The sequence below is a fragment of the Halorubrum distributum JCM 13561 genome (genome assembly GCF_000337395.1).
GTDB lineage: Archaea > Halobacteriota > Halobacteria > Halobacteriales > Haloferacaceae > Halorubrum > Halorubrum distributum.
Genome location: NZ_AOJF01000055.1, coordinates 59,392 through 80,316, shown reverse-complemented (window position 1 = coordinate 80,316; position 20,925 = coordinate 59,392). Strand labels below are relative to the sequence as shown.

General features: G+C 69.8%; 25 protein-coding genes. 11 read left to right on the top strand and 14 right to left on the bottom strand.

Annotated features, from left to right (window positions below):
* The first annotated feature begins 254 nt into the window (after positions 1-254).
* On the top strand, positions 255-1,028 hold the full coding sequence (locus C470_RS13110) for a zinc transporter (RefSeq protein ID WP_008367818.1): 774 nt from the start codon (positions 255-257) through the stop codon (positions 1,026-1,028).
* 37 nt (positions 1,029-1,065) lie between these two features.
* Here C470_RS13110 and C470_RS13105 read toward each other — a convergent pair whose 3' ends face one another.
* On the bottom strand, positions 1,066-1,410 hold the full coding sequence (locus C470_RS13105) for a hypothetical protein (RefSeq protein ID WP_008367817.1): 345 nt from the start codon (positions 1,408-1,410) through the stop codon (positions 1,066-1,068).
* 120 nt (positions 1,411-1,530) lie between these two features.
* A complete protein-coding gene (phoU, locus tag C470_RS13100) occupies positions 1,531-2,205 on the bottom strand; it encodes a phosphate signaling complex protein PhoU (RefSeq protein WP_008367816.1) in 675 nt (224 codons plus the stop codon).
* A gap of 140 nt (positions 2,206-2,345) precedes the next feature.
* On the opposite strand from phoU, the gene C470_RS13095 reads away from it, so the two are divergent.
* The 4 genes from C470_RS13095 to C470_RS13085 all read left to right on the top strand — a co-directional run bounded on the left by C470_RS13095 (position 2,346) and on the right by C470_RS13085 (position 6,448).
* Positions 2,346-4,016, top strand: coding sequence for an ABC transporter substrate-binding protein (locus C470_RS13095; RefSeq protein ID WP_008367815.1), 1,671 nt, complete (start codon positions 2,346-2,348; stop codon positions 4,014-4,016).
* Positions 4,017-4,085: 69 nt separating this feature from the next.
* Entirely contained in the window at positions 4,086-4,220 is a 135-nt protein-coding gene (locus C470_RS16405; RefSeq protein ID WP_004595316.1) for a hypothetical protein, read from the top strand.
* 116 nt (positions 4,221-4,336) lie between these two features.
* Positions 4,337-5,080 carry a carbonic anhydrase gene (locus C470_RS13090; protein ID WP_004595317.1) on the top strand — a complete coding sequence of 248 codons (744 nt, stop codon included), beginning with the start codon at positions 4,337-4,339 and terminating at the stop codon, positions 5,078-5,080.
* An 87-nt stretch (positions 5,081-5,167) separates the two neighbouring features.
* A complete protein-coding gene (locus C470_RS13085; RefSeq protein ID WP_008367814.1) occupies positions 5,168-6,448 on the top strand; it encodes an outer membrane protein assembly factor BamB family protein in 1,281 nt (426 codons plus the stop codon).
* 167 nt (positions 6,449-6,615) lie between these two features.
* On the opposite strand, the gene ndk is transcribed toward C470_RS13085, so the two are convergent.
* Genes ndk through rpl7ae form a run of 4 tightly spaced genes read right to left on the bottom strand, consistent with a single transcriptional unit; the run spans position 6,616 to position 7,883 of the window.
* Complete coding sequence (ndk, locus tag C470_RS13080) at positions 6,616-7,095, bottom strand: nucleoside-diphosphate kinase (protein ID WP_004595319.1); 480 nt, start codon at positions 7,093-7,095, stop codon at positions 6,616-6,618.
* Positions 7,092-7,286 (bottom strand): 50S ribosomal protein L24e, encoded by a 195-nt coding sequence (locus C470_RS13075; protein ID WP_004595320.1) that lies wholly within the window; start codon positions 7,284-7,286, stop codon positions 7,092-7,094. Before C470_RS13075 ends, ndk begins: the two co-directional genes overlap by 4 nt.
* A gap of 3 nt (positions 7,287-7,289) precedes the next feature.
* Positions 7,290-7,514, bottom strand: a complete 225-nt coding sequence (locus C470_RS13070) for a 30S ribosomal protein S28e (protein ID WP_004595321.1) — start codon at positions 7,512-7,514, stop codon at positions 7,290-7,292.
* Positions 7,515-7,520: 6 nt separating this feature from the next.
* Positions 7,521-7,883 (bottom strand): 50S ribosomal protein L7Ae, encoded by a 363-nt coding sequence (rpl7ae, locus tag C470_RS13065; RefSeq protein ID WP_004595322.1) that lies wholly within the window; start codon positions 7,881-7,883, stop codon positions 7,521-7,523.
* 240 nt (positions 7,884-8,123) lie between these two features.
* Here rpl7ae and C470_RS13060 point away from each other — a divergent pair, with 240 nt between their 5' ends.
* Positions 8,124-9,572, top strand: coding sequence for a bifunctional metallophosphatase/5'-nucleotidase (locus C470_RS13060; RefSeq protein WP_008367813.1), 1,449 nt, complete (start codon positions 8,124-8,126; stop codon positions 9,570-9,572).
* 526 nt (positions 9,573-10,098) lie between these two features.
* Here the strand turns inward: C470_RS13060 and C470_RS13055 are convergent.
* The 5 genes from C470_RS13055 to C470_RS16170 form a co-directional block, all read right to left on the bottom strand.
* Positions 10,099-10,992 carry a bifunctional methylenetetrahydrofolate dehydrogenase/methenyltetrahydrofolate cyclohydrolase gene (locus tag C470_RS13055; RefSeq protein ID WP_008367812.1) on the bottom strand — a complete coding sequence of 298 codons (894 nt, stop codon included), beginning with the start codon at positions 10,990-10,992 and terminating at the stop codon, positions 10,099-10,101.
* 93 nt (positions 10,993-11,085) lie between these two features.
* Complete coding sequence (locus C470_RS13050; protein WP_008367811.1) at positions 11,086-11,880, bottom strand: aldo/keto reductase; 795 nt, start codon at positions 11,878-11,880, stop codon at positions 11,086-11,088.
* Between the two features lie 295 nt (positions 11,881-12,175).
* Positions 12,176-12,934: a hypothetical protein gene (locus C470_RS13045; protein ID WP_008367810.1), complete on the bottom strand. Its 759-nt coding sequence runs from the start codon at positions 12,932-12,934 to the stop codon at positions 12,176-12,178.
* Positions 12,935-13,004: 70 nt separating this feature from the next.
* Positions 13,005-13,688: an HAD family hydrolase gene (locus C470_RS13040; protein WP_007996904.1), complete on the bottom strand. Its 684-nt coding sequence runs from the start codon at positions 13,686-13,688 to the stop codon at positions 13,005-13,007.
* A gap of 99 nt (positions 13,689-13,787) precedes the next feature.
* A complete protein-coding gene (locus tag C470_RS16170; protein WP_159368571.1) occupies positions 13,788-13,928 on the bottom strand; it encodes a hypothetical protein in 141 nt (46 codons plus the stop codon).
* Positions 13,929-14,054: 126 nt separating this feature from the next.
* Between C470_RS16170 and C470_RS13035 the strand changes: the two genes are divergently transcribed.
* Positions 14,055-15,194, top strand: a complete 1,140-nt coding sequence (locus C470_RS13035) for a CBS domain-containing protein (protein ID WP_007345104.1) — start codon at positions 14,055-14,057, stop codon at positions 15,192-15,194.
* Positions 15,195-15,343: 149 nt separating this feature from the next.
* On the opposite strand, the gene radB is transcribed toward C470_RS13035, so the two are convergent.
* Together radB and C470_RS13025 are read right to left on the bottom strand one after the other, a co-directional pair.
* A complete protein-coding gene (radB, locus tag C470_RS13030) occupies positions 15,344-16,051 on the bottom strand; it encodes a DNA repair and recombination protein RadB (protein ID WP_004595329.1) in 708 nt (235 codons plus the stop codon).
* A 177-nt stretch (positions 16,052-16,228) separates the two neighbouring features.
* Positions 16,229-16,435: a cold-shock protein gene (locus tag C470_RS13025; RefSeq protein ID WP_004595330.1), complete on the bottom strand. Its 207-nt coding sequence runs from the start codon at positions 16,433-16,435 to the stop codon at positions 16,229-16,231.
* Positions 16,436-16,644: 209 nt separating this feature from the next.
* Here C470_RS13025 and C470_RS13020 point away from each other — a divergent pair, with 209 nt between their 5' ends.
* From C470_RS13020 to C470_RS13005, 4 genes are all read left to right on the top strand, one after another.
* Entirely contained in the window at positions 16,645-17,340 is a 696-nt protein-coding gene (locus C470_RS13020) for an SCO family protein (RefSeq protein ID WP_008367809.1), read from the top strand.
* The gene (locus C470_RS13015; RefSeq protein WP_008367808.1) at positions 17,337-17,891 is read left to right on the top strand and encodes a TlpA family protein disulfide reductase; all 555 of its coding nucleotides are present in this window, start codon (positions 17,337-17,339) and stop codon (positions 17,889-17,891) included. Before C470_RS13020 ends, C470_RS13015 begins: the two co-directional genes overlap by 4 nt.
* A gap of 43 nt (positions 17,892-17,934) precedes the next feature.
* Positions 17,935-18,600 carry a cytochrome c biogenesis protein CcdA gene (locus tag C470_RS13010; protein WP_008367807.1) on the top strand — a complete coding sequence of 222 codons (666 nt, stop codon included), beginning with the start codon at positions 17,935-17,937 and terminating at the stop codon, positions 18,598-18,600.
* Positions 18,601-18,701: 101 nt separating this feature from the next.
* Positions 18,702-19,358, top strand: coding sequence for an AIM24 family protein (locus C470_RS13005; RefSeq protein ID WP_007345108.1), 657 nt, complete (start codon positions 18,702-18,704; stop codon positions 19,356-19,358).
* Positions 19,359-19,392: 34 nt separating this feature from the next.
* Here C470_RS13005 and C470_RS13000 read toward each other — a convergent pair whose 3' ends face one another.
* Positions 19,393-20,748 carry a sodium-dependent transporter gene (locus C470_RS13000; RefSeq protein ID WP_049908300.1) on the bottom strand — a complete coding sequence of 452 codons (1,356 nt, stop codon included), beginning with the start codon at positions 20,746-20,748 and terminating at the stop codon, positions 19,393-19,395.
* Positions 20,749-20,925: the final 177 nt, after the last annotated feature.

The window sequence follows — 20,925 nt, the reverse complement described above, 5'->3', positions numbered from 1 at the left end:
CGGTACCCGTCGCGCCGAGTCCGACAGTTTAAACGCGTTCAAAATACCGATACGGTCGGTCTCGTGGTCCGTAGCCCCGGGTCCACGTCCGCTCCGAAGACGCGCCGAAGTTTTATTAATTTCGGCAGTTCAGTTATTACTATACAATAGTGACCGGAGAACGTCTCTCCCGAGCTACGACGGACCGACCGACGGCCGGCCGTGAACGAGCCGTCGGAGCGACCGGACTGATAGCACTGGTACTCCTGTCGCTGGTGGCGATAGCCGACGGGGTTAACTGGAAGCTCGTGGCGGTCTCTTGGACCGCGTTCGCGGCGATGGCCGTCGGCGCACCGCTCGGAGCGCGTGCGGTGCGGAGCAGCCACCCCTTGGAGCCGGTCTGGGGGTACGGGCTGGCCAGCGGCGCGATGGTGACCAGCGCCGCGCTCTTCCTGATCCCGCAGGCGCTCGGCCAGCACGGCCGACTCGGCAGCCTCGGCATAGCGGTCGGCTTCCTGGGCGGGTACGCCGGACACACGGTCGGACACCGGTTCACCCATCTGGAGCTACCCGTCGATCGAACGACGGCCGAGCTGACGGTTCACGCGCTCGCGGCCGGTGCGATCATCGGCGCGATCTACACGGCGATGCCCTCGCTCACCTCCGTCCTCGGGGTCGCGCTCGTCTCGCACAAGGCGCCCGCCGGGTACGCCGCGGCCCGTCGGCTCGCCGAGCGGGGGCAGCCGGTCGTCACCCTGCTGTTGCCCGCGGCGGCGGTCGGCATCGTGGCCCTCCCGGTCGGTATCGTCGGGCTTTCGCCGGAGAGCGGGCTTCGCGGGCTCCTTTTCGGCATCGCCGCCGGCGTGTTCCTTCACGTCGCCGTCGATCTGCTGCCGGAGTGTACCACCGGGAGCGAGACGTGCCCCGTCGACGCCGCGGACCACGACGCCGACGGCCACCGGCTCCGGGACCGGCTCCGCCGACACGCCGTCCTGAGCTCGATCCTCGGCGGCGTCGCGGTCGCCGCGGCGTGGTGGGTCGCGGTCTGACGCGCACCGCGTCGCCGCCGGCGCCGCGACGAGCGGTTCACACGCCGGGGACGCCGAACGCGCTGATTCCGAGGCCGAGAACGCCGTTCAGGACGGCGATGACGACCAGCGCGGCCGCCCACGCGACGAGCCCCATGATCGCGGCGTCCTTCCAGCCGCCGGGGTAGCGCCACTTGATGACCCACACCCACGCGACCAGCGCGACCACCGACCCGATCAGCGGGATCAGCGATCCGATCGCCCACGCGAGGGCGCCGAGCAGCGCCGTGACCACCGCGTGCGAGTAGTCGTCGACGCCCGCGACGACGCGTCCGCTGACGTATATGCCCAGTCCACCGACCAACAGCGCGACGACGAACGAGACGATAGCTCCGAGAACCATGTGTGCGCCGTCTCGGGTCGGAGGGATATAACGCGGGGGCAGCGTCTCGCTCGGTGACAGGTCGCGGACGGGCCGCCGGCGCGGCGAGTCCTCGCCGCTCGGACGGGCCGCAGTTCTCGCTCAGTACAGCAGCTCGTCGTCGTTCTCGATCATGTACAGCGACCGGGCGGCGATGTTGACCGCGTGGTCGCCGACGCGTTCGAGGTCGCGGATCGTGAGCAGGAGCCGCGAGACGTTCCGCATCGTCGCCTCCACGTCCTCCTCTTCGCGGAGCTCGTCGCGCTCGATGAGGTCGCGGACGACGAGTTCGCTCGCGGCCTCGCAGGCGGCGTCGAGGTCGTCGTCCGACTCCGCGACGGCGTAACACCGCTCGGAGTCCGACTCCGCGTACGCGTCCATCGCCTCCTGGAGCATCGCCAGCGTGTCGTCGCCGATGCGCTGGACGTCCACGTCGGGGAACACCTCGCGGTCCGCCCGCTTGGCGTACTCCCCGAGGTTCGTCGCGAGGTCCGCGATCCGTTCGAGGTCGGTGATGATCTTGAACGACGCCGCGATGAATCGCAGGTCGCCCGCGACCGGCTGCTGGAGCGCGATGAGATCAGTGCACTGCCCTTCCAGTTCGAGGTAGAGGTCGTTGATCTCGGCGTCGCCGGCGATCACTTCCTCGCCCAGCTCCGCGTCTTGCCGTTCGAGGGCGTCGAGCCCCATGCGGAGGCGCTCGGCGACCACTTCGCTCATGTAGAGGACGTCGTCGCGGAGTCCCTCCAGCTTCGTCTGGTACTGTTCGCGTGGCATCTTGGCAGATCCGCCTCGCCCGACGCACAAAAACACGTCGGCAACGGCGAAGTGGCGGAGATTGTTTCCGGTTATCCGACGTAGGATCGAACGCTGCCCGTGTGTGCGTTGATTTATATACAGGGGAGAAACGCCGTCCCATGTCACGTGAACTCGACCGGTCGCGGCGGCGCGTGCTCCGCGGCGTCGCGACCGGAGTGACGGCGGGGGCCATCGCCGGGTGCGCCGGCCGCGGCTCCGACGACGGGAACGGAACGGCCGGAGACGGAACCGGCGGAACCGACGGCAACGGGACCGACGACGGGGGCGGGGGCGAGGGGCAGCCCGTCAGCGGCGGCGAGCTGGTGTACTCACAGCAGGTGTCGCCGATCGAGTTCGACCCGATCGTCGTCAACGACATCTACTCGCAACAGGTGTGTTCGCAGGTGTTCGAGCCGCTGTACGCCTACGACGAGCGGACGGACCCGGTTCCGCACCTCGCGAGCGAGGAGCCGACCGTCGAACGCGACGGGACGCGGTACGTCGTGGAGCTGCGCGACGGGCCGCGCTTCCAGAACGGGGACCCGGTCACCGCCGAGGACGTCAGGTACTCGCTGCTCGCGCCGGTCGAGGAGGAGACCGCCAACGCGCCGGACGTCGAGATGATCGACGCGATCGAGGTCGTCGACGACCGGACCGTCCAGATCGACCTCCAGTACGGGTACGGCCCCTTCTACACGCTCGCGCTGACGCGGAACGTGGTCCCCGAGTCGGTCCGCGAGGAGGACAAGGACGCGTTCAACCTCGAGAATCCGGTCGGGTCGGGACCATTCGAGTTCGTCGATTGGAAGGAAGGCAACTACGTCGACTTGGAGAAGTGGGACGACTACTGGGGCGACACGCTGCCGCACCTGAACCGGCTCCGGTTCGAGCCGGTCGCGGAGAGCACGACGCGCGTCGTCTCGCTGGAGACCGGTCAGTCGGACGTCGCGGACGGGATCACGCCCCAGACGTGGGAGACGGTCCAGAGCGCGGACAACATGTCGCTCCAGTCGGAGCCCGGCATCTCCTACTACTACATCGCGTTCAACTGCAACGAGGGGCCAACCGCGGACCCGCAGGTCCGCGAGGCGATCGACTACGCCGTCTCGATGGACCAGGCGGTCTCGAACTTCATCGAGCCGGCCGGCGAGCGCAACTACGCGCCGGTGCCGCTCCCGGTCGCCGACTCGTGGGACTTCCCGACCGACGAGTGGGCGGACATCGGCCACGACCGCGACGTCGACCGCGCCGCGGAGTTGCTCTCGGAGGCGGGCGTGCCCGAGGACTACAACTTCCGTATCATCGTGCCGCCGGACGACCTCCGGGAACAGATCGGGATATCGGTCTCGAACGGCCTGAACGAGGCCGGCTACGACGCGGAGGTGCGCCGGTACGACTGGGGGACGTTCCTCGACACGTACGACACCGGCGACGAGGACGACTACAATATGTACGCGCTGGGGTGGCTCGGCGGCCCGGACCCGGACTCGTACGTGTACAACCTGTTCCACGACGGCCAGATCGGCGCCACCAACGGGACCTACTACGAGAACGACGACCTCATGGCCGACATCATCGAGGCCCGACGCGCCAGCGACATCGACGAGCGGCGCGAACTGTACGAGTCGATCATTCCGACGGTGCTCGAAGACCGGGTCCACCTGCCCAGCTACAGCCTGCGCGTCTCCATCGGCATCCGCGACTACGTCGAGGACTTCGTCGCCCACCCGCGCTCGCAGTACAACCCGCGGGCCCTGAGCGACTACAACAACGTCTGGCTCGACCAGTGACGGACCGGTTCGGCGGGTAGCGCGGCCTCGGTCGAAGCGTTCAAACCCCGCCGCGACGAGGCCTCGGACATGCAGAACATGGAAGACTTCGTCTTCGACGAGAACGAGGAGGCGCTCGCGCCCGCGGTCGTGGTCGCGACGGTCGCGCTCCTCGCGATATTCGTCGTCGGGTTCCTGGTGGCGGCGGTCGGACTCGTCGCCTGACGAGCCCCGTTTCGGCGGCGGCAGCCCGCGATTCCGCCGCCGGCGAGGCGGGCGCTCTCGCGGAGAGCCACCCAGCGGCCACGGCGTTTTTTGTTTCTCCGGCGGGTCGAGACGATATGCACCGCGGGATACTCGTCGACCTCCTCGACCGCAACGACGACCACGTCGCCGCGCTCCCGTCCGGCTCCTTCGACCGGCAGCGCGACGGCCAGCGACCCGGCGTGGTCTCCGTCTGCTGTTCCGACTCGCGCGTCTCCCAGGAGGGGATGTTCGCCGTCGAGGAGCCGGGGTTCCTCTTCACCTCCGGGGCCATCGGCAACAGCGTGAGCGCCCTCGTCGACGGCGAGCGCGTCCTCGACGGGAGCGTGGCGTACCCGCTCGGGCACACCCACACCGAGGTCCTCGCCGTGGTCGGCCACACCGGCTGCGGCGCGGTCGACGCCGCGCTCACGGCGGCTCGCACCGGTGAGTTCCCGGCCGAACCGGGCGTCCGCGCCGACGTCGAGGCGCTGCTCCCGATCGTCGAGGCCGGGCTGACCGACCCGGCCGTGGTCGGTGAGGGGGGCGACGTCGCTGGCGACCGCGCGGGCGACGAGAACGCGGACAACGATGCCGATACCTCGGTCCGCGACCGCCTCGTCGAGTACAACGTCCACGAGCAGGTCGCGTTCGCCCGAGAGAGCGAGGAGGCGGCGGACGCGACCGTCTACGGGTTCGTCTACGACCTCCACGGCGTCTACGGCGACCGCGACGGCGCCGTCTACCTGGTGAACGCCGACGGCGAGCGCGATCCCGCAACGCTTTGCGACCTCGTCGGCGAGGCGCACGCCGACCACGTGGCGACGCTGCTGGAGCGGTAGGACCGCCTCCCGGCGCGGGTCCCGAGCGCCGGGGGCCGGGGTGCGCATCCGACAACCGTTTCACGGCGACGCTCGAAGGGGATTCAAATGGACCGACGCGTCCTGTTCGCGACGCTGATACTGCTGGCCGGCGGCGCGACCGGCGTCGGCGTGGCGCTGTTCGCGTTCGTCGGCGTCGACGACGCCACGACGGAGGCCACGGTCGTGTGGGAGTCCGAGCCGGCCGCGGGCGACGACGGCAGCGGCGCCGTGGTCGCGACCGTCGACGGCGACCCGCTCCTCCTCCGGCCCGCGGTCGAGAACGGGTCGCGGGTCGTCACCGCGACGGTCGCCGGGACGGACGAGACGCCGTGGACAGCACCGGTCTCCGGACCGGACGCGGAGCGCGGCGGCGGGGACGGCACCGGTGGCGATGACGGGGACGCCGGCGGGAACGACACCGACGGGGCCGGCGGCGATCCCCTCGCCGTCAGCGGCCTCACCGCGGGCACCCTCGGCGGCGACCCGGTGGTCGCGCTCACGACGGCGGCGGGCGAGCTCGTCGTCCTCGACGCGGTCGACGGGACGGAGCGGTTCGCGGTCGACCTCGGCGGCCCCGCCGGCCTCCGACCGACCATCGGCGACCTCACCGGCGACGGGAGCCGCGAGGTCGCCGCGGTCACGACGGACGGGGGCGTTCGCGTCCTCGACGGCGAGGGGGACCCGGTCGCCGAGGCCTCGCTGTCGGGCGAGATCAGCCGCCGGCCGCTCGTCGTCGAGCCGGACCCCGAGGCCGACGTGCGGGGCGGGCTCGCGGTGCTGACGACGGCGGGGAGCCCCGCGACGGTCCACATGCTCGACGCGAGCGGCGGCACGCGCTGGACGACCGAGCCGAGCGTGAACCCGCTGAGCTGGAACGCGGCGGACAGCCGCGACGGGCCGGTGCTTGCGCTCGGCGGCGCAAGCGGGACCATCGAAACCGTAGAGGCGAGCGACGGGTCGGACCGGTACGAGGTCAAGCTCCAGGACCGCCCGATCGCCGTCGGGGACGCGGACCCCGGGCGGGTGTACGTCGGCGGCTCCGGGAGCGTGTGGGCCGTCGACCTCCTCGACGGCGAGGTCGTCTGGAAACAGCAGTACGGCGCGTCGACCCGGGTCAACGAGCCGCGCATGGCCGACGTCGACGGGAACGGCGAGCGCGCGCCGGTGGTACTCAACCGGGCCGGCGGGGTGCTCGCGATGACCCAGAGCGGCGAGGTGATCGCCCGGGGCGACGCCGGCGACGTCGTCGCCTACGGCGGCCCCCTGTTCGCCGACGTGACGGGCGACGGCGGCGACGAGGTGATCGTGGTCGCGGACGACGGGACCGCGATCGCGGTCGACACCTGAGACGGCGGGGTCGTTCCCAGTAGATTTATAAACAGATTTCTCACGGAAACCGAGAGACCGCGACGAGTTACCGGGCGTTATTCACCGGAAACGGGGTGTGTCGACTGAGCGAGGGCTCGGCGGGCGTCGGGCGCAGCGAAAAGTGGAAAGTTCCGAGAGCCGCGGCGTCAGTGGTCTTCGTCCTCGTACACCCACGCCGAGGTGTCGAGGTCGTAGTCGACGAGCTCCTCGTCGTCGAAGAACAGGTCGATCTCGCGCTCGTTGGCGCCCTCGTCCTCGTGGTCCGACGCGTGGATCACGTTGTGGCCGAGGTCGAGGCCGAAGTCGCCGCGGATCGTGCCCGGGGCGGACTCGGCGGGGTCGGTCTCGCCGACCATCGCGCGGACCTGTCGGGTCGCGTCCGCGCCCTCCCACACCATCGCGAAGACGGGGCCGGAGGTGATGAAGTCGACGAGGCCGTCGAAGAACGGCTTGCCCTCGTGTTCGCCGTAGTGCTCGTGGGCGAGGTCGTCGTCAATCCGCATGAACTTCCCGGCGACGAGCTTGAGCCCGCGGTCCTCGAAGCGAGAGACGATCTCGCCGATGAGACCGCGCTGGACACCGTCTGGCTTCACCATCACGAAGGTGCGCTCGTCGTGGTGGCTCACTGCTCGTCGCCTCCGGCTCGGTGGCCCTCCTCGGTCCACTCGACGTCGCGCGCCTCGCGGCCGAGGAAGTAGTTCTTCTCAGCCTTCGAGTCGACGAAGTGGAGGACGGTGCCGTCCTTCTTGACGAACATCGTGCCCGTGCCGGGCTCGATCTCCTCACCGCTGTAATCGCAGGTACGTGTCTCGACCATTGGTTATCGGCCTCCGATTGAGTCGGCGTCGCGCTGGGTCTCCCGCAGCTGGAGCACGTCGCCCAGACGGACGGGACCCAGGACGTTCCGGGTGATGATCCGGCCCTGGTTCGATCCCTCCTGGATGCGGCACTTGACCTGCATGGCCTCGCCGTGCATCCCGGTCTTGCCGACGACCTCGATGACCTCCGCGGTCGTCGAGTCGCCGGTGCCCTCTTCTGCGCTCATGGGTGGTTATCGGAGCTCCGCGACCTTCTCGCCGATGTCCTCGACGTCGTCGGCGGCGTCGCCGGCGTCGACGACGGCGGCGGCGGCCGAGCCGACCTCGAGGCCGGCGGCCTGGCCGACCTCGTCCTGCGTGTCGACGAAGGCGACGGGGATCCCCTTCTCCTCGGCGAGTTCGGGGAGGTGCATCACGATCTCCTCGGGGGAGACGTCCTCGGCGACGATGACCAGGTCGGCGTTGCCGCGCTCGACGGCCTTGGTGGTCTCGTTGGTTCCTTTCTTTACTGTACCGGTGTCTCGGGCGACCTCGAGCGCTTCGAGGGATCGCTCCGCGAGGTCCGCCGGGGTGTCGTAGTCTACGTAAACGGGCATATGTTGTTCACCTATCCTCCGTGTAGGCTCGCGTGTCCGTCCCGTGGTCGGTCCCTAACGGAACGGCACATCATCGACCCCACAGAGGCTGTGCCCCGTGGTAGTCCGGACATCCATAAAAGCGCTTTCAATGACCCGCGCGTGTGCGAGCGGGGATCACGGGGCGACGACCGAGGGACCGCAGCGGTGGGCGAACTCCGCGATTTTTAAGCCCGGCTCGCCCCTCCGTTCGCGTATCGAATGGTCCGTCTCGTTCACTACTCCGACATCGAGAACGTCTTCGACGCCCCGGAGCGGGCGGCCCGCCTCGCCGGCCGGATCCGGGCGCTCTCGGGCCCCGACGCCGCGGTCGTCGGCACCGGCGACACGACCGCGCCGGGCGTCCTCTCGCTGGTCGCGACCGGGAGGCAGGTCCTCGACTTCTACGAGGCGACCGACACCGTCCTCGACACGTTCGGAAACCACGAGTTCGACTACGGTCCCGACGCGCTCCGGGGCCTCGTCGCCGACTCGCCCGCGACGTTCGTCTCCGCGAACGTCCGCGACGAGGACGGCGAGCCGTTCGGCCGCGACGAGGGCGTCGTCCCGTGGGCGACCCGCGAGGTCGACGGCGCGACGGTCGGGTTCGTCGGCGTCACCGACCCCGCGACGGACTCGCTGAACCCGATGGCCGCCGACCTCGCGTTCGACGACCCCGTGTCGGCCGTGCGCGACGCGCTCGCGGAGATGCGTACGGCGGTCGCCGAGCGCGGGGAGGGGAGGTCGGGTTCGGGAAGCGAGGAGGACGCGGCCGACGCCGACCCGCTCGATCACGTCGTCGTCCTCTCGCACCTCGGCGCGGGCGACGACGACCTCGCGCGCGAGCTCGACGTCGACGCGATACTCGGCGGCCACGTCCACAGCCGCCGGAACGAGGTCGTCGCGGACACGCTGCTCGTCCGGCCCGGCGTCAACGGGGAGACAGTAGCGGAAATCGACCTCGACGCCGATCCCCCGACGGCGACGCTCCACGAGCCCGACGGCGCCGACCCCGCGCCCGACCTCGCGGACGCGCTCGCGGAGCGGATGGCCGCGGCCGACCTCGACGAGACCGTCGACGTCGTCGAGGAGCCGATCGAGCGGTCGGGCGACGTGGTCCACGGCGGGGAGTGCCGCGTCGGCAACTTCGTCGCGGACGCGTTCCGGTGGATACACGACGCCGACGTGGGGCTGTCGAACGCCGGCGGGCTCCGGCAGGGCGACCCGTGGGCGGGCGACGTGACGAAGGCCGACCTGATCTCCCTGATCCCGTTCGAGGAGCCGGTGGCGCTCGCCTCTGTCACCGGCGCGGAGCTTCACGACGTGTTCCGCGAGATGGCCGCGCCCGACGTGGACTTCGGCGAGGACCACTGGTGGCACGGCCACGTCTCGAACGCGCGCGTCGTCTGGGACGACGACGCCGAACTCATCCTCGAAGCCACCGTCGGCGGCGAGCCGATCGACCCCGACGCCCGCTACACGGTCGCCGTCTCGGAGTACCTGCTCCACTCCGAACACGAGTACCCGACGCTCGCCCAGCGCCACCGGATCGACGAGGCCGACATCCAGTACGAGGTGCTGGCGGCGTACGCCCGCGAACACGGCATCGACCCAGAAATCGAAGACCGGATCGAGATCCGGAACCGCGCCGTCGCGGCAGACGACGACTGAACGGGCGTCGCGGCGGCGACCGCTTACTTATAAACAGACGCGGTGGCGCGTGCCTCCGAGCGCCCGACGGGCGCGAGGAGCACGCGCGAGGGAGTCAGTCGCCGGAGCGAAGCGACGGCGACTGACGAGGTTGGGGAGGCGTGAGGTGCGGTTGCTGTGCGTTCCCGCGAGCGAAGCGAGCGGGAGCACGGAAGCCGCAGCCCGCACAGCGACCGAAGGGAGCGAGCAGGAACGTCTTCCGGTGGGGCGGGAATCAAAGGGGCAGTCGCGAGGACGCCGTAGGCGACGTAAGCACCGAAACGAGGGAGCGGAGGACCGAGTGAGGAGCGCAGCGAGCGTACGGCGTCCTCGCGACTGGGGCTTTGGAGGTCTCTGTCGTTGATCCGTCATCAATTATTTATAAACGAGCGGCTGGGGCTTCGGCGGTGTTCGCCGCCGATCTAGCAGCAACAGTATATAAACGATTGTTCGACCATTTATAAACACCAACCGCGAGCGAACCGTTCGAGTCCGCAGCCTCTCAGTCTCAGTCCAGGTTCACGTCGACGTCGCGCTGGAGGCCGGCAGCCTTCACCGTATTATAAAGGAGCATCGCGCGCGTCATCGGCCCGACGCCGCCGGGAACGGGCGTGATAGCCCCCGCCACCTCGCTCGCCGACTCGTACTCCACGTCGCCGACGAGCTCGTACCCCTTCTCGGTGTCCGCGTCCACCCGATTTATCCCCACATCGATCACGGTCGCGCCCTCCTTGATCATCGAGCCGTCGACAAACTGCGGGATGCCCGCGGCCGCGACGACGATGTCGGCGCCCGCCAGCTTCCCCTCCAGGTCCTCGGTGCGGGAGTGACAGACGGTGGTCGTCGCGTTGCCGACGGGACTCTTCTGGATCAGCAGGTTCGCCATGGGCTTGCCGACGATGTCGGAGCGGCCGACGACGACCGCGTCGGCGCCCTCCGTCTCCACGTCGTAGGCGTCGAGGAGCTTCTGGACGCCGTGTGGGGTACACGGCTTGAACCGGGCGTCGCCCGCGACGAGGCGCCCGACGTTCTCCGGGTGGAAGCCGTCCACGTCCTTCTCGGGGTCGATCCGCCGGAGGACGGTCCGCTGGTCGACGTGGTCCGGGAGGGGAAGCTGGACCAGGATCCCGTGGACGTCGTCGCGATCGTTGAGGTCGTCGATCGTCTCGTACAGCTCCTCGGCCGGTGCGTCGGCGTCGATCTCGACGTGGAAGCTCTCGATGCCGACCTCCTCGCAGTCGCGCTGTTTCATCGAGACGTACGTCTCGCTGGCCGGGTCGTCGCTCATCAGCACGGTGGCGAGCCCCGGCTCGACGCCGGCGTCGGCCAGCCGCGCCACCTCGTCGGCGACCGCGTCCCGCACGTCGGCCGCCACCGCCTCCCCGTCGATGATCTCTGTCATGTGCGACCGTCGTCGTCCCCGCGATAAAAATGACGCGGGATCGTGGTCATCGAACTCTTCTCATCTCGAATTTGATCCACGTATGAGGATCGTTTACTCCGGGAACAGTTCCTCCTCGCGCTCGACGGCGTCGATCGCGGCGACCTCCGAGTCGGTCAGTTCGAGCTCGGCCGCCGAGAGGTTCGCGCGGAGGTGCGCCTCGCTTGACGCCTTCGGGATCGCGGTCACGGGGTCCTTCGCGGTCGCCCACGCGATCGCGACCGCCTCGGGCGTCGTCCCGTGTGCGGCCGCGACCTCCACGACGGTGTCGACCTCCCGGACCCGCCCACCGGCGAGCGGCGAGTACGCGACCACCGGATACCCGTGTTCGCGGGCGTGATCGAGCAGCTCCGGGGTATAACAGAGCGGGTGGAGCTCCGTCTGGTGCGCCGCGGGCGGCCGGCCGAGGACGTCGATCGCCCGGTCGAGGTCCGCGATCTCGAAGTTCGAAACGCCGACGTTCCGTACGAGGCCGTCGTCGACCAGCCGGTCCAGCGCCGACAGGGTCGTCTCCGGATCGTAGTCGCCCCGCGGCCGGTGGACGTACAGCAGGTCGAGCGCGTCGACCCCGAGCCGGTCCGCGCTCTCGCGGGCCGCGGGCGCGACGGCGTCGGCCGCGAGGTCGTCGATCCAGAGCTTGGTCGCGACGGTCACGTCCTCGCGGTCGAGGTCCTCGGCCGCGGCCCCGGCGTCCTCGGCCAGCCCCGCGGCGAGCCCCTCGCCGACGACCGCCTCGTTGTCGTAGATCCGCGCGGTGTCGAGGTGGCGGTAGCCGACGGCGAGCGCGGTCGCGACCGCGTCCGGGTCGTCGATCCCCATCGTTCCGAGGCCGACGGGCGGGAGTTCCATGATCGACCCTGTCTCGCGGTCGGGCAAAAGCCTCCGGCTTCGTCCCGTCCACGGACGCGCCCGGCGAGCGGATTTAAGTCGGTTGCGGCAGTGTGACAGAAATCCCTCCATGGCAGTGAACCCTTCAGCCCGGTGTCCTCCCGCGTCGGGCGATCGCGATCCGGCGGGGTCCAGATGAGCCGACCCGGCACGTGGTCGTTCGCGACGGTCGGCGGGCGGGTCCGCGTCGCCCCCGCCGAGATCCGGATCCGTCGAGGGGTCGTCGACGCGCCCGAGACGGAGCTCGTCGCGTGAGTCACCGCGTCACGGAGACCGTCCGCTCGACGGTCTCGTACCCCTGCGCTGCCAGCGCCTCGGCGTAGTACCGCTCCGCGGCCCACCCCTGCGGGAGCCGACGGAGGCCGAACCGACGCGTCGGCCGCAGCTCGACGTCGACGACGCTCCCGCCGTCCGGCGCCTCGCGCACCGCGACCGCGTAGGACCCCCACGGCTCCCCGCCGGCGGTCCCCTCGATGTCGACGGTCGCGACCGGTGGCCGGTCTGACGCGCTCTCGGACTCGTCGGTCCCGCTGTCACCGGCGAGCGGGTCCCCCTCGGCGACGTCCACGGCGAGGTCGAGTTCGACCGTTTTGAGTCCGAAGAGGTACGAGAACTCGTAGGTCGCGCCCGCCCCGGACGCGTCCTCGCCGACGGAATCGGTCGGGTCGGCCGCGCCGTCGCGCCGAACCTCGTCGGCGACGACCCACTGGAACGCGAGGATCGGCGGCGTCGCCGTCGCGAACTCGCGGACGACGGCCTCGGGCGTCGCGTCCGTCCGGAGGCGGGTCGAGCCGCGCCGTCGGAACAGGGGCACCCGGAGCGCGACGAGGAGGACGGCGCCGACGGCCGCGCCGGGCCAGAACGACAGCGCCGCGACCGCCGCGAGGAACGCGCCGACGGCGATCAGCGCGAGAGTCCAGCTGGCGGCGCGCTCGGCGCGGCGGTAGCGGCCGACGACGGACCGCACGTTCGGCGCGTCTGGGTCGGTGGCCGGGGTCGCGGAGGGCGAGGGCATGGTCGCGTTTCGGCGACGGGCCACATGCCCGTTTTGGTCGGGGCGGGTGGCGCGGATTCGGCCGCCGACCTCAGACCTCTCCGTCCGCATCGGTCGGCGCCCGCCCGCAGATGCTCACGAGGTCGTGGAGGTCGTCGATCTCGTAGGTCGGGTGACAGGAGAGCTCCGTCGACCGTCGGTGGGGGCGCCGGAGGAACGCGGAGTCGATGCCGGCGTTGTCGGCGGCGCGAACGTCCGACTCGTTGTCGCCGACGAACAGCGCCGTCTCGGCGCCGAGGTCCTCGAGGGCGCGCTCGATGTAGTACGGCGAAGGCTTCTTGCGCGAGAGACTCGCCACCGAGGGCTCGCGGCCGTACGCGACCTCGAAGCGGCCCGCCAGCCCGAAGTGGTCGAGGAGGGCGTCGACGGTCGCCTGCTGGTTCGAGGAGACGACGCCGAGTGAGGCGTCCAGCGCCCGGAGCGCGTCGATGTCGTCGTACGGCGTCTTCCGCCCCTTCCGGGCGGCGTCGATCTGCGCCGCGGCCGCCGTCTCGTCTCTGACCCGCCAGAACTCCGCCGGGTCGACCCCGTAGCGCTCGCAGATGTCGGTCAGTGTCGCTGGGTCGACGCCGACGGCGACGTCGTCGACGTGCGCGAGGTCCGGGTCCTCGACGCCGAGGCTCACGAACGCGTCCCAGGCGGCCTCGCGGAGCGTGTCGAACGGCGTCCGCCCGACCAACACCCCGTCGTTGTCGAGGACGACGGCGTCGTACACGCATCGCTGTGGGTGGGTAACGGGCAAAAAGGTTTCACACGTCGGGAGCGCGGCGCCTCACGCCCCGGGAGGGCTGCGATCCGGGGGCGAGCGGCGGCCTCACACGCCGAACAGCCGGAGGAAGAGCCCGGCGAGCAGCGCGAGCGTGCCGACGATCACGCCGACGAAGGGGATCGGCACCGGCAGCGGGATCACGATCAGCGCGACGCCGACGGCGGCCAGCGCGGTCGAGAGTTTCACGTCCCGAATTCGTCCGCGGCGCCCAAATACCTTCAGGGGGATTTCGACGGTCGGACGACGGCCGCCGGCGGGCGCGACGACTCCCGCACTTTCAATACCCGGCCCGTCGAACCCTCAGATTGGACTATGAACATCTCTGATATCGCGGTCCCGGAATACGTCGAGGTCGACGTCGACGAGCGGCTCGCCAAGGTCCGTTCTATCTTCGAGCGAGAGAACCCGAAGGGGATCGTCGTCGTCGAGGACGGCGAGTACGCCGGCGTCGTCGGCGAGAAGCAGCTCATGCGCTCGCGCATGGAGGACGACACGAAGGTGTCGGCGGTGATGAAGCCGGCGCCCTCGGTCGACCGCCACGAGGACGTCCGCGAGACCGCCCGGCTCCTCGTCGAAGGTGACGTGAAGATCGCGCCCGTCTACGAGGGCGAGAAGCTCTTCGGCATCGTCACGGTCGACCAGATCCTCGAGGCCGTCCTCGACAGCCTCGACGCGATCACCGTCGGCCAGATCGCGACCGAGGACGTGATCGGTATCGGCGAGACGGAGAGCGTCGGCCGCGCGATCAACCGCCTCCGCGAGAACGGCGTCTCCCGGCTCCCGGTCTTGGACGACGAGGGCGGCCTCGTCGGCGTCGTCACCACGAACGACATCGTGGAGTTCGTCGTCCGCGACCAGGAGCGTCAGGGCAGCGGCGACCGCGCCGGCGACATCGACCGCATGCTCGACATCCCCGTCTACGACATCATGTCGAGCCCGGTCGTCACGGCGGCGCACGACGAGACGGCCCAGGCGGTCGTCCAGCGCATGTTCGACAACGACGTCTCCGGGCTGGTCGTCACGCCCGAGGGCGCGGACACCGTCGCCGGGATGGTGACGAAGACCGACGTGCTGCGCGCGCTCACGTTCACCGAGCAGGACTCGATGGACGTCCAGATCACCAACGTCGACCTGTTGGAGGGGACCTCCCGCGAACACATCGTCGAGTCCATCGAGCAGGTCGCGGACAAGTACGCGGACATGCACGTCATCCACGCGCACGTCCGGCTCCACGCCCACAAGGAGAAGCTCCGCGGCACGCCCCTGATCCAGTGTCAGATCCGCCTCCGCACCAACGAGGGCCAGGTCGGCGGCTCCGGCGAGGGGTACGGCGCCGAACACGCCTTCCACGTCGCGCTCGACAAGCTCGAGCGGAACGTCCTTGAGATCAAGGGCGTCAACGCCGACGAGGAGTACCGCGGCCAGCTCCTCCGCAAGCTCGGCGAGCTCTGAGGCGGTAAGCGCCCGGACCGGCGAGCGGGCCCCTCACGCCGCCGACCTGCTCGCCGATACCGTCGACGGACCTCGATCGGTCGCTGCGAGGATTTCGGTCGCCGTCTCCGTCTTCTCCGCCGTACGCTTCGACTCGTCGCCAGCGACGCTCAGGCGTCGGTCCCCTCGGCGAGCCCGTCACCGACGATCCGGAACGTCGCGGTGTCGCCGGCGGGCTTCGACCGGTGCTTTTCGAGGGTCGCTCGGCGGTTCCCGCCGCGGAACCGGTCGACGCGGAGGATCGCGCCCGTCCAGTGGTTCAGCGTGTTCCCGCCGAGCGCGCGGTCGCGGTCGCCCTCGGGGTCCGTGAACACCTGGTTCGTGATCACCACGGCGACGTCGTGGCGCCGCGCCAGGGAGAGGAGGTGCGTCACCTGCTTGGCGACCTTGCGGAGCGACTCGCCGCCCTCGGTGTCGCCGGCGCGCTCCAGCCGGTAGAAGCCCGTCGCGGAGTCCAACACGATCAGCTCGACCTCCTCGGCGAGCTCCTCCGCGTCGCGGACCGCCTCGCGCTGGTCGTCGAAGTCGTACGCCTCCGAGATGACGAGCCGCGAGGCGAGCTCCTCGAGGGAGTCGTCGCCGTCGCCCCGTTCGAGCCGCCCCTCGGCCATCTGTTCGAAGCGGTCGATGGAGAGCCCCTCGGTGTCGATGTAGAGGGCGCGGTCGCCGCCGCCCGCGACCTCGACCGCGGCGGCGAGCGCGAGGTTCGTCTTCCCCGCCGCCGGCGGCCCGTACACCTGCGTGACGACGCCGCGCTCGAAGCCGCCGCCCAACAGCTCGTCGACCGGGCGACAGCCGGTCGGGATCGGATCGCTCACTACCGAGCGATTCGCTCGCGCTCGTATTTAAACGGTCGATCGCGGTACCCGTCCGGGCGAGCGCCGTCGCTCGTCGGGGTGTAATAAGTGTGAGAGAAACGGAGATAGGCGTCGATCGCGTCGAGCGACAGCCGAAATCCGGTAGTGCGTGCGGACGCGTCGTCCGCTACGTGGGGGTTAGTTGCGGACGAGGTTCGTCGCGCGGGGTCCCTTGGGGGACGATTCGATGTCGAATTCCACTTCCTGACCCTCCTCGAGGTCCGGGCCGCCGACGTCTTCCATGTGGAAGAACACGTCTTCGTCGTCGTCGAGGTCGCCGTCGTCAGTCGAGATGAAACCGTAGCCGCCAGTGTCGTTGAAGAAATCAACCTTACCGTTTGCCATTGCGAATAAACGTACAGCCCGTTCGGGGATAACCCTTGCGAGGGGCACGGTACCACGGGGGTACCGGACGTTCGTCTATCCGAGAAATGCCGAATACCGACTCGTTTCGGGGCGCTTCGGCCGACGTTCCGACGCTCCCGGTCGTGTTCAGCGCGCGCAACCAGCCGCGGGGTTCATTTACGAGCGACCACGTAAGTCGACCAACGACAATGGACCGCCGCCACTTCCTCCGCTCGCTCGCCGCCACCGGCGCCGCCGCCGGCGCGACCGCTACGGCAGGCTGCGCCGGCGTCCTCGGCGAGTCCGGTCCCGAGGGAACGATCCTGGGTCCGCCCGAGCAGACCCGGGGAGACCCGGTTCACCCGATCCAAGGCGACGAGATGCCCGATTTCACCGTCCCCGACCCGATCTCGGGCGAGGAGATATCGACGGCGCAGTTCGAGGGCGAGCGCGCGTTCCTGTGGACGATGTTCTACACCAACTGCCCCGACGGCGTCTGTCCGGCCCTCATCCTCCGTCTGCGGCGCGCGCAGGAGGTCGCCGCCGAGGAGGGGTTCGAGGACGAGGCGGCCTTCCTCCCCACCACGTTCGACCCCGAGCGCGACACGGCCGAGGCCCTCCGGGAGTACGCTGACCAGCGGGGCGTCGACCTCGACGCCGGCAACTGGCACTTCCTCCGTCCGGAGACGTACGAGCGCGGCAAAGAGCTGTTCGACGAGGAGTTCGGGCTCAAGATCCAGAAGGCGTTCGACAACGACTACGAGAGCCTGGAGTACACGTTCCCGCACTACGGGCTCATCCTCCTCGTCAACAAGCGGGGGATCGTCGAGCGCGCGTACCCGCGCGGGCCGGCCACCGACGTGGAACGGATCGTCGACGACTTCCGACGGGTGGTCACCGCGTGAGGCGACGGCACCTGCTGGCCGGGCTCGCGAGCGTCGGCGTCCTCGGCGGCGCGGGCGCCGTCGCGACCGGCGGAGTGCCGGACGCGCTCGGCGGCCGCGAGACCGACGGCGACGCTCCAGAGCCGATCGAGCCGGTGACGCTCGACACCATCGAGGCACCAGGCAGTCGCGACGGCGAGGTGACGCTTCCGGCGCCCGACCGGCCGACGTTCGTCGACTTCTTCGGGACGTGGTGTCCCCCCTGCGCCGAACAGATGCCCGACCTCGCGGCGGCACACGACCGGATCGGCGACGAGGTGCTGTTCGTCTCCGTGACGACGGAGCCCGTCGGCGAGAGGATCAGCGAGGACAAGGTGGTGGATTGGTGGCGTGAACACGACGGAGACTGGCTCGTCGCGGCCGACGTCTCGGCCGAGCTCGCGGCGCGGCTCAACGTCGGTAGCTACCCGAGCGCCCGCGCCGTCGACGCCTCCAGGCGCGTCCGCTGGGCGACCTCCGGCACCCACACGACCGAGGAGTTCGTCGACGGGATCGAGCGGGCGCTGGACTGATGCGGCGAGAAGTCGACCGACCGATGAAACGGCGCGTCGATCGATGACCGATATCTCCCTCGCGACGAACGTCCCGTTCGCGGTCACCGCCGGCGTGGCGACGTTCTTCTCGCCGTGCGCGTACCCGCTTCTCCCGGGGTACGTCGGCTTCTACGTAAACTCCGTCGACGCCGACTCAGCGTCGGTCCTCGGGGCGGGAGCCCGCGGCGTCGCGGCCGCGGTCGGCGTGCTGGCGACGTTCGCGCTGCTCGCGGGCGCCACCGTCCGGATCGGCTACTCGACGCTGTCGAACATCACGGTGTTCGAGACGCTCGTCGGCGGGCTGTTGATCGCCTTCGGGCTGCTCGTGGTCTCGGGCCGGATGCCGTCGATATCGGTCCCCCTCCCCGAGCGCCGCTCGAGCGTGCTCGGCTTCGGGGTCTTCGGCGCGGGGTACGCGCTGGCCGGAGCGGGCTGCGTCGCGCCGGTGTTCCTCGGCGTCGTCGCCCGCGCGATCGCGCTCCCGTCCGAGGCGGCGTTCCTCGTCGTCGCCGTCTACGCCGGCACCGTCGCGGTCCTGATGGCCGCGACCACCGTCGCGACGGGCGTCGGCCTCGTCAGCAACGCGAACCGGGCGATGAACCACGCCGGACTGCTGAAGCGGATCGCGGGCGCCGTGATGATCGTCGCGGGGATCGGACAGCTGTACCTCTCGCTGGTCGTGTACTGACCGTGAGCGACGGTGTCGAACGTTCCGATCTCTCCCGTAGATTCTTAAGCGATTGGGGGGTATCTCCGCACAGCCGAACCGAACGGTTCGGTCCCCGCACCATGAATCTCGATCAGTTCACCGCCGAGAACGCACCGACCGACAGCGCGGAACCGTTCCAGCGCGAGAACAGCTACACCCTCGACGTCGAGGTCGCCGGCACCGTGATGGCGAAGGCGGGCTCGATGGTCGCGTACACGGGCGACGTCTCGTTCACGGGCAAGGCCTCCGCGGAGGGCGGAATCACCGGCTTCCTCAAGGAGGCCGCCACCGGCGAGGGGACGCCGATCATGGCCGTCGAGGGCGACGGGCACGTCTACTTCGCGGACGACGGCAAGAAGGTCCAGGTGATCGAGCTCGGCGCCGGCGAGTCGATCACGGTCAACGGCGAGGACGTGCTGGCGTTCGAGGAGTCGCTCTCCTACGAGATCAACACGATCGACAGCCTCGCCGGCGCGCTCGCCGGCGGCTTCAGCAACGTCTACCTCGAAGGGCCGGGCTACGTCGCCCTCACCACCCACGGCGACCCGATCGTCCTCGAACCGCCGGTGGCGACCGACCCGAGCGCGACGGTCGCGTGGGGCGGCACCTCGCCCGACGTGGAGGTCAACCGCAGCCTCTCGGACATGATCGGCCAGGAGTCCGGCGAGCGCTACCAGATGCGCTTCGACGGCGCCGACGGCTTCGTCGTGGTCCAGCCGCGCGAGGAACACGTCTGAGCCGGAAACGGAAAATCAGTACGGCGGCCAGGGGCTATCGCGCGGCCAGCCAACTGGCGAAGTCGCCGGTGAGGAAGCCGACGTAGTCGGCGATGCCGAGGCCGAGCGAGACGATCACGACAATCAGTATCGGCAGCCGGACCGCCCAGATCCACGCGGCGTCGAGGCCGCCGACGTCCCCGATCCCCTTCCTGAGTTCCTCGCGGCCGACGTCCGGCACGACCCAGCCGACGAACAGGGCGAGCAGCAGCGAGCCGAGCACGAGCAGGATGCCGTCGGCGAGGCCGTCGTACAGGCCGAGGAAGATCGAGTCGATCGTGACCGGGACGCCGAGCAGGAAGACGGCAGCTCCGAGCGCAGCGGACGCCGGCACCCGGGCGACGCCGACCTCGTCGATCAGGTAGGAGACGAGCACTTCGAGGATGCTGATCGCCGAGGAGAGCGCGGCGATCCCGACCATGCCGAAGAAGACGATCCCGAGGACGCGACCGCCGGGGATCCCCGCGAACGCGGCGGTGAGGCTCACGAAGATCGCCCCGGGACCGCCGGCTCCGGGCTCGATCCCGACCGAGAAGAGAACCGGGAAGACGACGAAGCCGACGAGGACGGCGACGAGCGTGTCGAGCGTCGCGATGATCCCGGCGTCCGCCGCGAGGTTCCGGTCCTCGCCGAGGTAGGAGGCGTAGGTGATCATCACGCCCATTCCGAGCGAGAGCGTGAAGAACGCCTGTCCGGCCGCAGCGGGGAGGATCTCCGTCCAGTTCGCGGCGATCGTCCCGAAGTCCGGCGAGAGGTAGTAGGCGTACGCCGCGCTCGCGCCGTCGAGCGTGAAGCCGTACGCGGCCAAGCCGAGGAGCATCACGAGGATGGCGGGGACCATCACCTTCACGCTCAGTTCGATCCCGCGCCGGACGCCGGCGGCGATGATGCCGACGACGAGCAGCATGAACAGGGCGTGGAAGACGAGCGTATCGAGACCGGTCGAGACGGCCCTGTACAGCGCGTCCGCCTCGGCCGGGTCGGTCAGCGTGTACCCTTCCGTGATCCCGATGAGCGTGTAGCGGAGGAACCAGCCCGCGACGACGCTGTAGTACGAGAGGATGATGAAGCCGGTGACGACGAACAGCCACCCGGCGCGCGACCAGACGCCGCTCCCCAGTTCCCGCAGCGCGCCGACGGGGTTCCGGTCGGTCCGCCGGCCGATGACGAACTCGACGAGGATCGCCGGGAACCCGATCAGCGCGACGAACGCCAGGTAGGTGATCAGAAACGACGATCCGCCGTACTGGCCGGTGATGAACGGGAACCGCCAGACGTTCCCGAGGCCGACCGCGCTGCCGACCGCGGCGAGGATGAACCCCATCCGCGTCGCCCATGTCTCGCGTGCCATTGGTGTCGAAGAGAGATCCCCAACCGTGTAAAAGCGTGTCTCTCCGCCGCTCGCTCCAGTAATCATCGAACGTGATCAATCGGGCACCGCCGTGGCGAGGCCGCCTTGGCGCCGAGGACCGCGTCGAAATTGTCGAGGGTCCCCCCGGAGCGACGGCCGAGACCGATCCCTATCGGG

Coding starts and splice junctions, on each gene's coding strand:
- C470_RS13090 (WP_004595317.1), top strand. CDS start 4,337: ATGCACCGCGGGATACTCGTCGACCTCCTCGACCGCAACGACGACCAC.
- C470_RS13105 (WP_008367817.1), bottom strand. CDS start 1,410: ATGGTTCTCGGAGCTATCGTCTCGTTCGTCGTCGCGCTGTTGGTCGGT.
- C470_RS13095 (WP_008367815.1), top strand. CDS start 2,346: ATGTCACGTGAACTCGACCGGTCGCGGCGGCGCGTGCTCCGCGGCGTC.
- C470_RS13025 (WP_004595330.1), bottom strand. CDS start 16,435: ATGGCAAACGGTAAGGTTGATTTCTTCAACGACACTGGCGGCTACGGT.
- C470_RS13060 (WP_008367813.1), top strand. CDS start 8,124: ATGGTCCGTCTCGTTCACTACTCCGACATCGAGAACGTCTTCGACGCC.
- C470_RS13050 (WP_008367811.1), bottom strand. CDS start 11,880: ATGGAACTCCCGCCCGTCGGCCTCGGAACGATGGGGATCGACGACCCG.
- C470_RS13070 (WP_004595321.1), bottom strand. CDS start 7,514: ATGAGCGCAGAAGAGGGCACCGGCGACTCGACGACCGCGGAGGTCATC.
- C470_RS13000 (WP_049908300.1), bottom strand. CDS start 20,748: ATGGCACGCGAGACATGGGCGACGCGGATGGGGTTCATCCTCGCCGCG.
- C470_RS16405 (WP_004595316.1), top strand. CDS start 4,086: ATGCAGAACATGGAAGACTTCGTCTTCGACGAGAACGAGGAGGCGCTC.
- C470_RS13085 (WP_008367814.1), top strand. CDS start 5,168: ATGGACCGACGCGTCCTGTTCGCGACGCTGATACTGCTGGCCGGCGGC.
- C470_RS13055 (WP_008367812.1), bottom strand. CDS start 10,992: ATGACAGAGATCATCGACGGGGAGGCGGTGGCGGCCGACGTGCGGGAC.
- C470_RS13005 (WP_007345108.1), top strand. CDS start 18,702: ATGAATCTCGATCAGTTCACCGCCGAGAACGCACCGACCGACAGCGCG.
- C470_RS13020 (WP_008367809.1), top strand. CDS start 16,645: ATGGACCGCCGCCACTTCCTCCGCTCGCTCGCCGCCACCGGCGCCGCC.
- C470_RS13035 (WP_007345104.1), top strand. CDS start 14,055: ATGAACATCTCTGATATCGCGGTCCCGGAATACGTCGAGGTCGACGTC.
- rpl7ae (WP_004595322.1), bottom strand. CDS start 7,883: ATGCCCGTTTACGTAGACTACGACACCCCGGCGGACCTCGCGGAGCGA.
- C470_RS13045 (WP_008367810.1), bottom strand. CDS start 12,934: ATGCCCTCGCCCTCCGCGACCCCGGCCACCGACCCAGACGCGCCGAAC.
- phoU (WP_008367816.1), bottom strand. CDS start 2,205: ATGCCACGCGAACAGTACCAGACGAAGCTGGAGGGACTCCGCGACGAC.
- C470_RS13075 (WP_004595320.1), bottom strand. CDS start 7,286: ATGGTCGAGACACGTACCTGCGATTACAGCGGTGAGGAGATCGAGCCC.
- C470_RS13010 (WP_008367807.1), top strand. CDS start 17,935: ATGACCGATATCTCCCTCGCGACGAACGTCCCGTTCGCGGTCACCGCC.